This window comes from Massilia sp. LC238 (assembly GCF_000735635.1).
Taxonomy (GTDB): Bacteria; Pseudomonadota; Gammaproteobacteria; order Burkholderiales; family Burkholderiaceae_D; genus Telluria; species Telluria varians.
Genome location: NZ_JNNN01000019.1, coordinates 139,632 through 155,240, shown reverse-complemented (window position 1 = coordinate 155,240; position 15,609 = coordinate 139,632). Strand labels below are relative to the sequence as shown.

The window sequence follows — 15,609 nt, the reverse complement described above, 5'->3', positions numbered from 1 at the left end:
ATCAGCTCCAGCGGATGCGAACGCGCTGCGGCGCGACCCTATGTCCATCCGCGTCACGCCCACACAATGCTCAGCAACACTGCTTTTCCAGACCGGCCATCCTGTTCTTCCTATTCCAACATCAGCGCCCGCCCTGCCCAGGCGGACGACATCCAAATCTCCATACTGGACGAACTCAGGCAGGTCATTTTCGAGACCGATTCCCGCGGCCAGTGGCGCTTCCTGAACCGCGCCTGGGAAGCACTGAGCGGGCGCCCGGTCGATGCCGCGCTGGGCACGTCCTGCCTCGCCCTGGTCCATGCCGACGACCGTCAGCGGGCAAGGATCACGCTCGACCAACTGCTCTCGGGCCGGCGCGACCGCTGCCGCCTGGAGCTGCGCTTCCTGGACGCCGATGGCGCGGTCCGCTGGGTCGAGGTGGTCGCACGCGCCTGCGTGGACGTCAGCGGGGCCGTGACCGGTACGGTCGGCACCTTGTTCGACGTGAGCGACCGCAGGGCGGCACGCCACCAGCGCCGGCTCACGGCCGGCGTCTTCAGCAGCGCCGGCGAAGGCATCATCATCACGTCGGCGGATGGATTGATCGTCGACGTCAACGCGGCATTCGAGGACATCACCGGCTATGCCCGCGCCGAAGTCCTGGGCCGCAACCCGCGCCTGCTCAGCTCGGGACGCCAGGACAAGGCCTTTTACCGCGACATGTGGCGCAGCATCGAGCAGACCGGCAGCTGGAGCGGTGAAGTATGGAACCGCCGCAAATGCGGCGAGTTCTACGTTGAGCGCCTGACCATCGCCGGCATCCGCGACGAAGACGGCGCGCTGTCCCACCACGTTGGTGTATTCGCTGACATCACCCGGCAAAAGCAGCAGGCCCAGCATCTCGAACACATCGCTCATTACGATCCGCTGACCGGTCTGGCCAACCGCAGCCTGCTTGCCGACCGCCTGCAGCAAGCCATGGGGCGTGCACGCCGCCACGGCGCCGGCGTCGCCGTGGCCTGCCTGGACCTGGATGACTTCAGGCTCGTCAACGAGGTGCACGGTCACGAAGCCGGCGACGAGCTGCTGGTCGCGCTTGGGCGCAAGATGCAGGACGCCGTGCGCGAGAGCGATACCATCTGCCGGCTCGGCGGCGACGAGTTCGTGGTCGTGTTCGACGGCGTCGAATCGCTCCTGACGTGCCAGCCCCTGATGACGCGGCTCCTGCAGGCGATCGCCGAACCGGTCGCGCTGGGCGAGGCCCGGGTATGCGTGAGCGCCAGCGCGGGCCTGGCCTTCTATCCCCAAGGCGAAGACATCGATGCCGACCAGTTGATCCGGCAAGCGGACCAGGCCATGTACGACGCGAAGATGGCCGGCAAGCACCGTTTCTGCCTGTTCGACAGCCAGGGATACCACGTTATGGTCGCGCGCGCCGAAGAGATCGAGGCGCTCGAAGTCGCCCTGGCCAGAGGGGAATTCGCCCTCCACTACCAGCCTATCGTGCACCTGCGGACGGGCGAGCTGAATTCGGTCGAAGCCCTGGTGCGCTGGAACCACCCGACACGTGGCTGCCTGCCGCCGGGCGAGTTCCTGCCGGCGCTCGAGGGTCACCCGCTCATGCTGGCCCTCGAGAACTGGATACTGGCCGAGGCCTTGCGCCAGCACCAGCGCTGGCTTGACGCCGGCCTGGATGTCGCGGTGAGCGTGAACATGAGCAGCGCCCAGCTGCATCGCAAGGACTTCGCCGATGACTTGCGCGCCCTGCTGGCCGCGCATCCGCGTGTCGATCCGCGCCGCATCAAGCTGGAGGTGCTCGAAAGCAGCGCACTGGAGGACCTGGACCACGTTTCGGACCTGATCGCGTACTGCGCGCGGATCGGGGTCGGCTTCGCGCTGGACGACTTCGGGACCGGCTACTCCTCCCTGCGCTACCTGAAGCAGCTGCCTGCCCGCCGCATCAAGATCGACCAGGGCTTCGTGCGCGACATGCTGCATGATCCCGACGACCTGGCGATCCTCGAAGGGATCATCGGCATGGCCGCGGCCTTCAAGCGCGAAGTGGTTGCCGAAGGCGTGGAAAGCGACGCTCACGCCGCCATGCTGCTGCAGCTCGGATGCCTGCTGGCGCAGGGCTACGGCATCGCGCGCCCGATGCCGCCCGATGCGCTGCCCGCCTGGCTCGGCGGATGGCGCCTGCCGGCCGCGGTGGCGGCGTCGCCCCCGCTCGAGCGCGACGACACGCTGCTGCTGAAGGCCCTGGTGGAGCAGCGCGCCTGGCAGGCCGCGTACCGCGACGGCGACCATGGGCATCCATGCCGGACGCCCTCGCCGGCGATCCAGGCATTCGACGAGTGGCTGGCGCTGCGCGGCCGCAAGCAGGCGCACAGCGAAGAATCGGTGCGCCGCGCCGTCGCCTGCCGCGACGCCTTCGCGGCGCATACCGACCCCATGCACAGGGCGACAGCACCGCACGCGGACGCGTCCGCCTCCTGCGAAGAAGCGAGTCTCGCCTTTGCCGCGGTGCTGGCAACATTGCTCGGCCAGTGCGGGACGCCATGATCACCTTGCAGCTGGCTGCCAGGCGCCGCAACATCAAGCTGCTGTCCTGCGGCATCCTGCTGGTGGCGGGCATCGCGCTGGCCAGCGCATTCGGCTGGAGTAGCTGGCAGCTGCGCCGCCTCCAGCTGGCCAATGTCGAGGTCTCGACCACCAACCTGGCGCAAGCCCTGGCCGATCAGGCCAGCTCGGTGTTCAAGACGGCCGACACGGTGCTGGTCGGCATGGTCGACCGTATCGAGCACGATGGCCTGCACGCTTCCAGCAAGGCCGCCCTGCATCCCATGATGATGGCGCACATGGCGCAGCTGCCGGCATTGCAGGGGCTGTTCGTCTATGACGCGTCCGGCAACTGGATCGTGAATTCAGCGGGCCGCTCCTTCAATGGACGCAACAATGCCGACCGTGCCTATTTCATCCATCACCAGCGCTCGCGGGACCGGGGCGTGCACATCGGCGCGCCCATCATCGGTCGCACCAGCGGCGCCTGGGTGATTCCTGTCTCACGCCGCCTCGAGCATGCGGACGGCAGCTTCGCCGGCGTCGTGCTGGCGACCATCAAGGTCGATTTCTTCCGCAGGATCTACGAGCGTATCGAGCTCCACCGGGACGGGAAGATTCTGCTGGCGCTGGAAAACGGCACCCAGCTTCTGGGCCATCCCTTCACGCATACTGACATCGGAGCCGATCTCAAACGGACCTCGTTCTTCCCCGTCCTGGCCGCCAGCTTGCCGACCGGCGCCTTGCACACGTTCGTGGAGCGTGGCCGGACCCTGTTCTACGGAGTGCGGCAGGTCGGGAGCTATCCGTTGCTGCTCGCCATCGTGCGCTCGCGCGACCAGGTCCTGGAACCTTGGCGAGATTCGATGCTGGCGGCCGGCGCGGCCTTCCTGGCGCTGTCGGCGGGAATGGCGGCGCTGGGCGCCAACCTCGCCAGGCAGATACGCCAGCGCGACCGGCTCGAACGCGGGCTGCTCCAGGCGAAGACGGCGCTTGAAACGTCGAATGCCTCGCTATTGCAGCAGTCGCGGATCGATCCGCTGACCGGCCTGTTCAACCGCCGTTATCTTGAGCAGGCAATGGAACAGGAAACCGCTCGCGCACGCGCCGACGGCAGCCCGCTCGCGGCCTTGATGATCGACGTCGACTACTTCAAACAATACAACGACACGCACGGCCATCTTGCCGGCGATGTCGCGCTGTCCGAAGCCGCCCGCGCGATCCGGGACAGCGCTTCCGGCCCGGGCCATGTGGCCGTCCGATTCGGGGGCGAGGAATTCGTCGTACTCATACCCGGCGCCGACGCGGCCGGCGCCATGCGGGTGGCCGAGGCGATCCGCGCCGGGCTGCGCCTGCGTCGCATCGCACACAGCGCGGCCCCGTCCGGCATCATGACGGTCAGCATTGGCCTCGCCTGCAGCCTGGGGGAAGCGGACGGCGCAGAGGGCGGCAGCCTGGTGGAACGCGCCGATGCCGCGCTGTATGCGGCCAAGCAAGCCGGCCGCGACTGCATCAGGCTCGACGCTATTTTTGATCCAGATCAATGACGTTCAGGATGGCCAACACATATCGTTCAGGCATGACCTACCCAGCTTCGCATGCGGGTTGCACGCCCGCTTCCCATCGATGAACCCGATACCGGGCGCCTGCCGCGCCATCATGTTGTTCTTGCTGCTTGCCTGCGCCGGAACCGCCTTGGCGGCGCCGAACGTCCAGGCTCCTGTCAACGCGCGCGAGCTGAGCCTGCGCCTGCACGCCGCCGAACCGGGCCTGCTGTGGCTGTCCGACGGCCCGGAACGGGCGCGGCTGGCGCTGCGCCTGCTGCGCAAGGCGGGCGAGCATGGCCTTGACGTCGCAAGCTACGGCGTCGAGGAACTCGCGCGCCGGCTCGACAGCGTACGCCACCCGGCCGCCACTGCCGCGCTCGATCGCGACATCAGCACCGCCATGCTGCACTACCTGGCCGAGCTGCGTTTCGGCCGTGTAGCCTCGGGCTACCGGCCAGACAATGGCGCCGTTGCGGATTTCGATCCGGTCGAGCACTTGCGCCAGGCACTGCGCGAGGGAGGACTCGAGCAGGCGGTGGAATCCGCGGCCCCTCCGATTCCCCTGTACGGCAGGGTCAAGTCCACCCTGGCCCACTACCGGGAACTGGCGCGTGCAGTCCCGCACTGGCCGGCCTTGCCGCCGGCAAGGCCGCCCGGCGCCGCTTCCGGCATGCCCTACTCGGGCACCGCGCTGTTGTGCGAACGCCTCCGTTGGCTGGGGGATCTCGACGCCGGCGCGGCCCCTGCCTGCGGCGACCGGTACGGCACTGCCCTGGACGCCGCGATTCGGCGCTTCCAGGCGCGTCACGGACTGGCGCAAGACGGTGTGCTCGGCCCTGGCACGCTGGCGGCGCTGGCAGTCCCGCCTGGCCGGCGCGCGATCCAGCTGGCGCTGACCCTTGAACGCCTGCGTTGGCTGCCGCCGCAGCCGAGGGGCCGCATCCTCGTCGTCAATGTGCCCACCTACCGCTTGTGGGCATTCGACGCCACCGACGGCAATGCCGCGCCGGTGCTGGAAATGCGGGTGATCGTCGGCACCGCCGTACGAACGCCAACGCCTCTGTTCATCGGCCAGATGCTTTACCTCGAGTTCAATCCCTACTGGAATGTTCCGCCAAGTATTCTGTCGAACGAGATCCTGCCCAAGCTGGCCCGCCATCCCCGCTACCTGCAGCAAAACGATATGGAGGTGGTCGCGGCGGACGGCCAGGTGCTCCGGCTATCCCCGGACGCTACGCTTGGCATCCTGCGACGGGGCGAGGCGAGGGTCAGGCAGCGCCCCGGGGAGCGCAACGTGCTTGGCGAAGTGAAATTTGCCATGCCTAATCCAATGAACATTTATCTTCACTCGACCTCATCGAAAGAGCTGTTCAACCGGACTCGTCGCGACCTGAGCCATGGCTGCATCCGGGTCGAGCAGCCGGCCGAGCTGGCGCAATTCGTGCTCGCCGACCCGCGGCGCTGGGATGCCGCCGCCGTGGCGGCCGCGATGGCGCCCGGGGACATGCGTATCGTGCGGCTCCCCAAGCCGGTGCCGGTAGTGCTGTTCTATGCGACAGCCCTCGTCGACCGCAATGGCTCGGCCCTGTTCGCCCCGGATATCTACCGGCAGGACGATGCCCTGGCGCGGCAGCTGGCAATGATGTAGCAGGACAGCGAGCAGCCACGTTTGCCTTAACAATTGCATATATGTAATATGCGCGAATCCTGCTGTCCCACCTGCCTGCCCCAGGCACACTGCAATCCCAGCCCATGAGCGCCCTCTTCGACCACAAGATCACGGAACATTTGCACGAAAGTGCCCGCTCGCTGGTCTACCGTGCCCGCGCCGCCAATGGCGCCATGCTCATCGTCAAGCTGCCAAAGCAGGCGGCTCCCAGCTTTTCACAGCTGGCGCAGTTCAAGCGCGAGTATGCGATCGCGCGGCGCTGCCGTCATCGGTGCGTGGTGCGCCCACTCGCGCTGCAGTTACACCGTGGCCGCTGGGCCATGGTGCAAGAGGATATCGGCGGCCTGTCGCTCGACAAGGTGCTGCGTGCCCGCATGTCAACCGGGCATACGCCCGTACCGGCCGGTTTGGAGCTGGATGATTTCCTGGACATCGCCCTGCAACTGTGTGCAGCGCTCGAAGAAGTGCACGGACAAGGGGTAATCCACAAGGATATCAACCCGTCCAACCTGGTCTGGAATGGCGAGCGGCGCCTGCTCCAGCTGATCGATTTCGGCATTGCCAGCGAGCTGCCGCACGAAAACCAGGGCATCGTCAATCCGGCGGCACTGGAAGGCACGCTACGCTACATGGCGCCGGAGCAGACCGGACGGATGAACCGCCGCGTCGACTACCGTGCCGACTTTTATGCGCTCGGCGCGACCTTTTACGAACTCCTCGCCGGCCAGCCGCCATTCGCAGCAGACGACGAGATGGAGCTGGTTCATTGCCACATCGCGCGCGAGCCCGATTGGTCGCATCCGGCATTGCGCGCCGTGCCCCGCCGGCTGCTGGCGATCGTTCAGCGGCTGCTCGAGAAAAATGCCGAGCTGCGCTACCAGAGCTTGCACGGGCTGCGCAGCGACCTCGGCTCCTGTCGTGCCTCGTCACCGATACGGAGGTTCGGTCTTTCCGATCACAACGCCCGTTTCATGGTTCCGCAAACGCTGCACGGGCGCGAGGATGCGATCGCCGCACTGCTGGAGGCATTCGAACGTAGCGCCGGCGGGCACCGCACAATGCTGTGGGTGGCCGGTTCTCCCGGCATCGGCAAGTCGGCGGTGGTCAACGAGGTGCAGAAACCGATCGTCGCCCGGCGCGGCTGCTTCCTGGCCGGCAAAGCCGACCAGTTCCGGCGCGACGTGCCCTATGCGTCGCTGATCCAGGCGTTCCAGGAACTGGTGCGCCAGCTTCTTTGCGAGCCCGAGACCTCGGTGCGGCAATGGGCGGCGCAACTGCGCACCGCCCTGGGGAGCGGACTGGGCGCGATGGTCGACCTGATTCCCGAGCTGGCGCTCATCGTCGGCCCGACCGAGGCAGCGCCCGCGATGACACCGGCGCAGGCCCAGCTCCGCCTGGACCGTGTGTTTCCCCGTTTCGTCGACGTCTTCGCGGCCGCTGGCCGCCCGCTGGTGCTGTTCCTCGACGACCTGCAATGGGCCGATATGGCCAGCCTGCGGATGATCGAGCTGTTCATGACCTCGCGCGACAAGGGCCACATGCTGCTCATCGGCGCCTACCGCGACAACGAGGTCGACGCTCTCCATCCCTTGATCGCGCTGCGCGACAGGTTGCTCGCGGGCGGCCTGCGCCTGCCCACGCTGGCTCTGGGGCCGCTGACCGAAGCGCAGGTCGGGCGGATCGTATCGGCCGCCATGCGCGTGGCGCCGGCCGACTGCGTCGCGCTGACCCGGCTATGCTTCGCCAAGACCGGCGGCAACCCGTTTTTCCTCAACCAGTTCCTGGACTCGATCCAGGAGGCCGGCCACCTGCGCTACCGCGCCGACGAGGATTGCTGGGATTGGGATCTCGCCGCGATCCAGCAGGCCGATCACACCGAAAATGTCGTCGAGCTGCTGGTCGACAAGATCCAGCGCCTGCCCGCCGCGACGCAGCGCCTGCTGCAACTGGCTGCGGCGGTCGGCAGCCGGTTTTCCCTCGAGATACTGGCGCTTGCCGTCGAACGCAACCCCTGGGACACGCAGCATGTCCTGTGGCCGGCGCTCGACGCGGGACTGGTCCAGCCCCTCGACGGCAGCTACAAGTACGTCGACGTCGACGCGCCCGACAGCGCCGTCGGCTACCGCTTCCTGCACGACCGCGTGCAGCAAGCCGCGTACCTGATCGTGGATGCCGATACGCGTACAAGGAATCACCTGCGCATCGGCCGGCTCCTGGTCCGGCACACGCCGCAGGAACGGCAGGACGAGCGGCTGTTCGAGATCGTCGAGCAGCTCAACGCCGGCCGCGCCTCCATCGTCGACGCTGGAGAACGCGTTCGGCTGGCAGAGATGAACCGGCGCGCCGGCGCCAAAGCGCGTCGTTCGGCCGCCTTCATGGCCACCCTGGAGCACATGCGCATCGGTCTCGACCTGTTGCCGGCGGATGCGTGGCACAGTCACGCCGGACTCTGGCACGAGCTGCAGCTCGGCATGGCCGAGGCGGCCTACCTGTGCGGCCGGTTCGATGCCGCCGAGGCGATCTATCCCCTGCTGCGGGCACGCGTCCCGGCTCCGCTGCTGCAGGTGCGATGCATCGCCGTCCAGGCGCACCAGTACCAGTTGCAGGGCCGCCTGCAGGAAGCCATCGGCGTGCTGCGTGACGGACTGGCGCTGCTGGGCTTCGAGATTCCGCACGATGTCGCGCAACAGAAGGCGCGCTTCGACGAGCTCCTGATCGAGATCGCGCGCCTGCACGGGGCGCGTCCGCCTGAGCTGGTCGCCGGGGAGCTACTGACGGCCAGCGAGATGGATGATCCGGCCGCGGCGGCGGCGCTGCCGATGTTGCATGCGCTGTGGATGGCCGCTTACTACGCCGGCCAACAGGAGCTGTGCCAGCTGATCGTGCTGTTGATGACGCGCCTGTCCATGCAGCAGGGCAGCAGCGATTTCAGCGCCGTAGCGTACGTGGCCTACGCCACGATCCTGGCGCTCCAGGACGGCGACCACGCGCGCAGCCACCGCTTCGGCGCGATGGCGCTGGCGCTGGCCAGAAGCCGCGCCAACCTGCAGGCGCGCACCCAGACGGCCTTGATGTTCGCGGCGCTGGTCAACCACTGGACGCAGCCGCTGCGCATGTCCGACGCGCTGTACGAGGAAGCGTTCGGCTGGGCGCTGGAAATCGGCGACTTCGTGCAGGTCGGCGTGGTGGCGGCCGTGCGCGCGACCGAGCGAATCATCCTGGGCGACTACCTGCCTGACCTGATGCACGCCATCGACCGCGACGTGGCGCTGATGCGCGCCAACGGGCAGCAGGCAATGGCCGATTGCTGCATGGGCGCGGCGACCCAGCCGATCAGGTGCCTGATGGGCCTGGTCCCTCGCAGCGACAGCTACGACGACGCGAACTTCAGCGAGGCCGGCTTTCTTGCGCAGTATGGCGGCTCGAACTTGTTTCGCGCGTACTACCTGCAGGGGAAGATCCGCAACGCTTATCTGTTCGACAGCGCCAATGCGGAAGCGCTGGCCGACCAGGTCGACATCGTGACCCGGATGATGCGTGGCCAGGCCAAGGTGCCCGAGACGAGTTTTTACGCGGCCATGATATGGATCCGCGCCTTGCGGCGCGATCGCACGCGCGCCGACGCGGCAGAGGTGCTGGACCGGATCGACGCCGTGCAATCCAGCCTCGCCAGGTGGGCCGAACTCGGGCCAGACAATATCGGTGCCAGATACGCGTTGCTGCAGGCGGAGATGGCACGCTACCGCGAGGACCTTGCATCGGCGACGCGGGCGTATCAGCGGGCCATCGACGCCGCAGGCCAGGCTGCTTACGTCAATGTCCAGGCGCTGGCAAATGAGCTGTGCGGCGAATGCTGGATCGACCAGGGCATGCCACGGGTGGCGGCAGTGTTCATCAGGGACGCCATCGCTTGCTACGCCCAGTGGGGGGCGGAGGGAAAGGTGACGCAAATGCGCGCCCGCTACAGCGCCTTGCTGGCAAGGGTGGACGAAGGCGGCATGCAGTCGCATGCCGGCACGCTGACGCGCGGCGGCGCAGCGCTCGACCTGGTATCGCTGCTCAAGGCGACGCAGGCCGTGGCGAACGAAGTAGGCCTGCGCAAGGTACTGCAACGCCTGGTTGCCGTCGCGCGAGAAAACGCCGGGGCCCAGGTGGCGCGCCTGCTGCTGCTGACCGACGGCGCTTACCGGCTGGAAGCCGATATCGACGGCGATGCGCTCACGGTATTGCAGTCGCGCCAGCTGGATATGGACGCCACAAGCGATCCGCAATTCCCGCTGTCGCTGCTGCGCTACGTCATCCGTACCGGCGTCGCGGTCATCGAAGACGATATTGCGGAGCGCTCGCGCTTCGCCGCCGATCCCTACCTGCGGCGACAGCAGCCGCGTTCCGTCATGTGCCTGCCGGTGCGGCATGGGGGCGATATCGACGGCATTCTCTATTTCGAGAACCGGCTCGCCGAAGCATCGTTCACCGACGAGCGTGTCGAGTTCCTGCGCATACTCGGCGCACAGGCAATGATCTCGATCGCCAGCGCGAAGCTCCACGACTGCCTGGAGCAGCGCGTGGCCGAACGCACTGCGCAACTGGAAGAGGCAAACCGGAAACTGGCAACCTTGTCAATCACGGACGGCCTGACGGGCCTTGCCAACCGACGTCGTTTCGACGACTATCTACGCAGCGAATCCGCTCGTGCCGCCCGCGCCGGCCAGCCGCTTGCCGTCATCATGCTCGATGTCGATTACTTCAAGAAGTTCAACGATCGCTATGGGCACCAGGCCGGCGACGCATGCCTGAGCCGCGTTGCGCAGGCGCTGGCGGCCGGCACCCGCCGCAGCGGCGACCTGGCGGCGCGTTACGGCGGCGAGGAGTTCTCGATCGTGCTGCCCAATACCGGCGCCGGTCAAGCGTATCTTATTGGCGAATCGCTGCGCGGCGCAATCGAAGCACTCGCCATCGCCCATGCCGGCGCCACCACGGGACATGTGACGATCAGCGTCGGCGTCGCGATCCAGGCACCACAGGCCCCCGGCGCCCCGGACTCGCTGATGCGGCGGGCCGACTTCGCCTTGTACCGCGCCAAGGACGCGGGACGTAATTGCGTCGTGCTGAGCGGGGATGAGGCCTGAGTTTCTGGGTCCTGGCCTTGCCACTGTCGAAGACAATCGGATCCGCATTGCAGTGGAACCGCTGATGCGTCGAGAAGGGTTTAATATACCGCAAAACCACCACCTACCCACCGCCCATCCGCGAAACAAACATGCAATCCCCTGCCCAGCTCATGAGCGGGCTGCTCGACTACCTGGTCGAGCAAGCCAAAGACATCGATCCAGCAGCTTTTACATTGTCGAAGGCTACCGAGTTCAAGAAAACCTATGCCGACCTGGAGGCGCTTCCCTGGATCGACTTCAACGTCGACACCGATGGCGAGCCGGTCTGGCTGCGGGTGCACCGCCTCGAGGCGATGCGCGCGCCCAGTCTTACGGAGCCCGAGCTTGCCGCGTTCCTGACGATCAGCGACGACCCCGCGGCCCGTCCGCCGGCCTTGAAGGAAGCGATGCTGGCCAGCGCCCGGAACGAGGACGCCGGCGTCCTCGGTGAAGAACAGGCCGAGCAGCGCGACCGGCAGCGCCGCGCACGGGCCGGCCGCCTGCTGGAGGTCTACACGCAGCACTGGAACGACTGGGCCATGCGGGAGCGGCCGCGGCGCCAGGTGATGAGCCTTTACGCCGACCTGTTTGCGCTGAAGACGCGCCTGGAATCCGAAGAGGCGGTGCGACCGACGGAGCTGGTCTGGGGCATGGGGGTGTCCTCGTGGCGTATTCCGGGCGCCGACGAATCCGCTTCGCCGTTAGCTGTCGACTTCCATTACCCCTTGATCACCCAGGCGGTGGAACTCGAAATCGACAACGCCAGCCACGCCATCGCCGTGCGCCCGCGCCAGGTCGAGCCGCGCCTGGAGTTCGACGCCTTTGCCGCCTGCGCCGTGCCCGGCATCGGCGATGTCGAGCGCGCCGCCCGCGCCCTGTTGCGCGAGCGCCCGGACATCGCTGTCTCGCCCTTCGACCCGACGACCGTCGAACCGATCCTGAGCCTGGTCGCCGGCAAGCTCGCGGCGTCGGCCCGTTACGACCGTGAAGCCGCCGGCGCCCCGAGCGCCGGCGACGAGCTGGTGGTGACGAACGGGTGGGTCGTGTTCACCCGCCCGCGCGCCAGCCATTTCCTGATCGACGACATCGCGCGCCTGAAGGAGCGCGTCAGCGCGGGCGACGCGATTCCGGAGGGCCCGCTCGGCATCGTCACGCCGCCCGGCCAGGCCGTGGTCGAGCACGAAGCGATCGCCTTCCGCGGCTTGTCCGGCCGCGCGGACAGCCGCGGCGAAGCGCGCGAGCTGTACTTCCCCTTGCCCTACAACCGCGAACAGGAAACGATCGTCCAGCAGCTCGCGCGCTCCCCGGGCGTCGCGGTCCAGGGCCCGCCCGGCACCGGCAAGACCCATACGATCGCCAACATCATCAGCCACTACCTGGCATCGGGAAAGCGGATCCTGGTCACCTCCAAGGGTGAACCGGCATTGAAGGTATTGCAGGAGAAGATTCCGGCATCGATCCGCCCGCTCACGGTGGCGCTGCTGTCCGGCGACAAGGAGGGCATGCGCCAGTTCCAGGCGTCGATCGAAGCGATCATCCACACCCTCACCCATCTGAACCCGCACATCGAGGAGGAAGCGATCGCCACCTGCCGCGCCGCACTCGACCGCGCGCATGAAGAGATGGCGCGGATCGACACCCGCATCGACGACATCGCGCGCGCCCACCTCGGCGAGATCGAAGTCGACGGCGTGCCGATGCGGGCGCAGAAGATGGCCGAACTGGTGATCCACGGCCAGGAACAGTTCGGCTGGTTCGACGATCCATTGTCGCTGGCGACGGAACATGCGCCGCCATTCGGCGAGGAGGCCGGCATGGAACTGCGCGAGGCGCGGCGCCGGCTCGGCGGCGACCTGGTCTACTGCCATGCCGAGGTCCCGGCGTCCAGCATCTTGCCTCCCCCTGCCGAGGTCGGGCGCCTGCACGAGCTGCTCCAGACGCTGCGCGAGATCGAGCGCGACGAGGCGGCCGGCGTGCTGCTCCCGCTGCGCGCCGCCACGCCGGAGGTGCTCGGACATGCCCGCCAGCTGCTCGCATCGATCGATGTGGCAGCCGCGCTGGTGCGCGAACTCGAGGAGTCCGGACATGACTGGGTCTTCGCCCTGCGCGAAAAATGCCGGCGTGCCGATTTCGCCACCGAACGCAGCTCCCTCGAGGCGCTGTTCTCGGAGATGGACGCGCTGCTGCAGGCCCGATCCGAATTCATGCAGCGACCGGTCAGCGCGCCGCGCGAAGCGCTGGAACATCCGAAGGCGCTCGACGCCATTGCGCGCGGCGCTGAATCCGGCAAGCCCTTCGGTTTCCTTGCCTTCGGCGCCGGCGACATCAAGCCGCACGTCAACGCCATCCGCGTTGCCGGCCTTGCGCCCGCCTCGAGCGCGGACTGGGCGCACGTGCAGCGCTTCGCGGCGCTGCACACGCGGCTGTTGTCCTTCGTGGTGCGCTGGAACGCCTTCGCGGAACTGCTCTCCCTGCCACTGCTGCAGCCGGAGGTCGGCCAGCTGCGCGCGGTGGAACAGGTCACGCTCGCCGCACGCCGGGCCCACACCCTGGCGGCGACGCACGACCGCATGCTGCCTCGCCTGGCCGAACAGGTATTCGTCCGGGCGCCGCAGGACGAGCTGCTGGGGCGGTACGCCGACCTGGCCCGTATCCGCGAACAGCTGCGCCGCCACCTCACGCGCGCCGAACTGGCAGAGGCAATGACGAGCATCGCCGCGCTGCGCGAGAAGCTGGCGCGCAGCACCGGTCCTGTCTCGGAACGGCTGCGCGCCCTGGTCGACCATGCATTGGGCAGCGCAGACCTGCCCGCCGAGGGCGTCGTGGCCGACTATGCCGACATCCTTGCCGACATTCGGCGGATCGAAGCGCTGGCGCCGGTCCTCGACACCGTGCGCCAACTGGCCGGCGAGATCGCGCGCCACGGCGCCGCCCGGCTGGCCGCGCGCGTGCTGTCGGTACCGGTCGAGGCGGTCGGTGACGATACGGTGTTCCCGGTGCGCTGGCGCGACGCCTGGACCTGGGCGCGCCTGAAGGCCCACCTGGACGCCATCGACGACCGCGACGAGATGCGCACGCTGGCGGCGCGCCGGCGCGAGCTCGAAAAGGGCCTGGCGCGCCTGTATGAAACCCTGGTCTCGAAATCGGCCTGGCTCGCAACCCGGCGCCAGGCCGGCCAGAACGTCCTGACGGCACTCGAAACCTACCGCATCGCCGTGCGCAAGATCGGCAAGGGCACCGGCGTCAACGCCGGACGCTACCGCCGCGACGCCCAGCAGGCGATGGTGGACGCGCAGGCGGCCGTTCCCTGCTGGATCATGAGCCACGCCCGGGTGTCGGAGTCGCTCCCGGCCACGCTCGGCGCCTTCGACCTGGTCATCGTGGACGAAGCGAGCCAGTCCGACCTGTGGGCCTTGCCGGCGGTCCTGCGCGGCAAGCAGATCCTCGTGGTCGGCGACGACAAGCAGGTCTCGCCCGAGGCGGGATTCGTGTCGGCCGCCAAGATCGTCGACCTGCGCCGGCGCTTCCTGGCCGGCCAGCCCTTCGAAGCGGTGCTGACCGCCGACATGTCGCTGTACGACATCGCCTCCTCGGTATTCGCGGCCTCGCGAGTGATGCTGCGCGAGCACTTCCGCTGCGTGCAGCCGATCATCGCCTACAGCAACCGGGTGTTCTACAAGGACTTCATCCAACCGCTGCGGATCCCGAAGGCGTCCGAGCGGCTCGATCCGCCGCTGGTCGACGTCTTTGTCGCCAACGGCTACCGCACCGCCAAGTCCCAGAATCCGCCCGAGGCCGAGTTCATCGCGGCCGAGATCGAAGCGATCATCCGCGACCCGGCGCTGCGCGAGCGCACGCTCGGCGTGGTATCCCTGCTCGGTCCCGAACAGGCCCAGTGGATCGACAAGCTGGTACGCTCCCGCGTCGAGGCGGCGGAGCTGGCCCGCCGCAACTTCGCCTGTGGCGACGCGCGCATCTTCCAGGGCAGCGAGCGCGACATCGTCTTCCTGAGCATGGTGGCCGACAGCAGGAACCACCACGCCCTGTCGGGCCTGCAGTACGACCAGCGCTTCAACGTGGCCGCATCGCGGGCGCGCGACCGGATGTACCTGGTGCGCTCGGTGCGCCTGGAAGAACTGTCCACGGCCGACCTGCGCCGCACCCTGGTCGAACATTTCGCCAAGCCTGTCGGGAGCAATGACGAAGCCGGCAGCCTGATCGGCCTGTGCGAATCGGGTTTCGAGCGCGACGTCTACACCGAGCTGTTCGAGCGTGGCTACCGCGTCATTCCGCAGGTGCCGGCTGCCGGCTACCGCATCGACATGGTGGTCGAGGGCGCGGACGACCGGCGCCTGGCGATCGAACTCGATGGCGACGAGTTCCACGGGCCGGACCGGTGGGCAGCCGACATGGGGCGCCAGCGCGTGCTGGAGCGGGCCGGATGGATTTTCTGGCGCTGCTTCGCCTCGACCTGGTCGCTGCAGCGCGACGCGGTACTGGCCGAGCTGCTCGCGCAACTGGCCAGCATGGGCATCGAGCCCCTCGGGGCGATGGCGCGCATCCCGTCGCTGGTCGAGTACCGCGAATGGGGACGGGAAGCCGAGGCGGCAAGCGATGACGCCGCGGCAGACATGCTCGAAGAGCTCATCGCCGGCCATGCGCCTGCCCTGAGGTGATCGGTTCGAGGGCTGGCCGGGGCCGCTGC

At 67.8% G+C, this 15,609-nt stretch carries 5 protein-coding genes; all 5 read left to right on the top strand.

What is annotated here, in order from left to right:
• The first annotated feature begins 66 nt into the window (after window positions 1-66).
• The gene (locus FG94_RS04415; RefSeq protein ID WP_051996152.1) at window positions 67-2,541 is read left to right on the top strand and encodes a bifunctional diguanylate cyclase/phosphodiesterase; all 2,475 of its coding nucleotides are present in this window, start codon (window positions 67-69) and stop codon (window positions 2,539-2,541) included.
• Entirely contained in the window at window positions 2,538-4,085 is a 1,548-nt protein-coding gene (locus FG94_RS04410; protein ID WP_051996150.1) for a diguanylate cyclase, read from the top strand. Before FG94_RS04415 ends, FG94_RS04410 begins: the two co-directional genes overlap by 4 nt.
• A 79-nt stretch (window positions 4,086-4,164) precedes the next feature.
• Complete coding sequence (locus FG94_RS04405) at window positions 4,165-5,733, top strand: murein L,D-transpeptidase (protein WP_051996148.1); 1,569 nt, start codon at window positions 4,165-4,167, stop codon at window positions 5,731-5,733.
• A 104-nt stretch (window positions 5,734-5,837) separates the two neighbouring features.
• Window positions 5,838-10,883, top strand: a complete 5,046-nt coding sequence (locus tag FG94_RS04400; RefSeq protein ID WP_036207541.1) for a diguanylate cyclase — start codon at window positions 5,838-5,840, stop codon at window positions 10,881-10,883.
• Between the two features lie 131 nt (window positions 10,884-11,014).
• The gene (locus tag FG94_RS04395; protein WP_036207537.1) at window positions 11,015-15,580 is read left to right on the top strand and encodes an AAA domain-containing protein; all 4,566 of its coding nucleotides are present in this window, start codon (window positions 11,015-11,017) and stop codon (window positions 15,578-15,580) included.
• The last annotated feature ends 29 nt before the right edge of the window (window positions 15,581-15,609 follow it).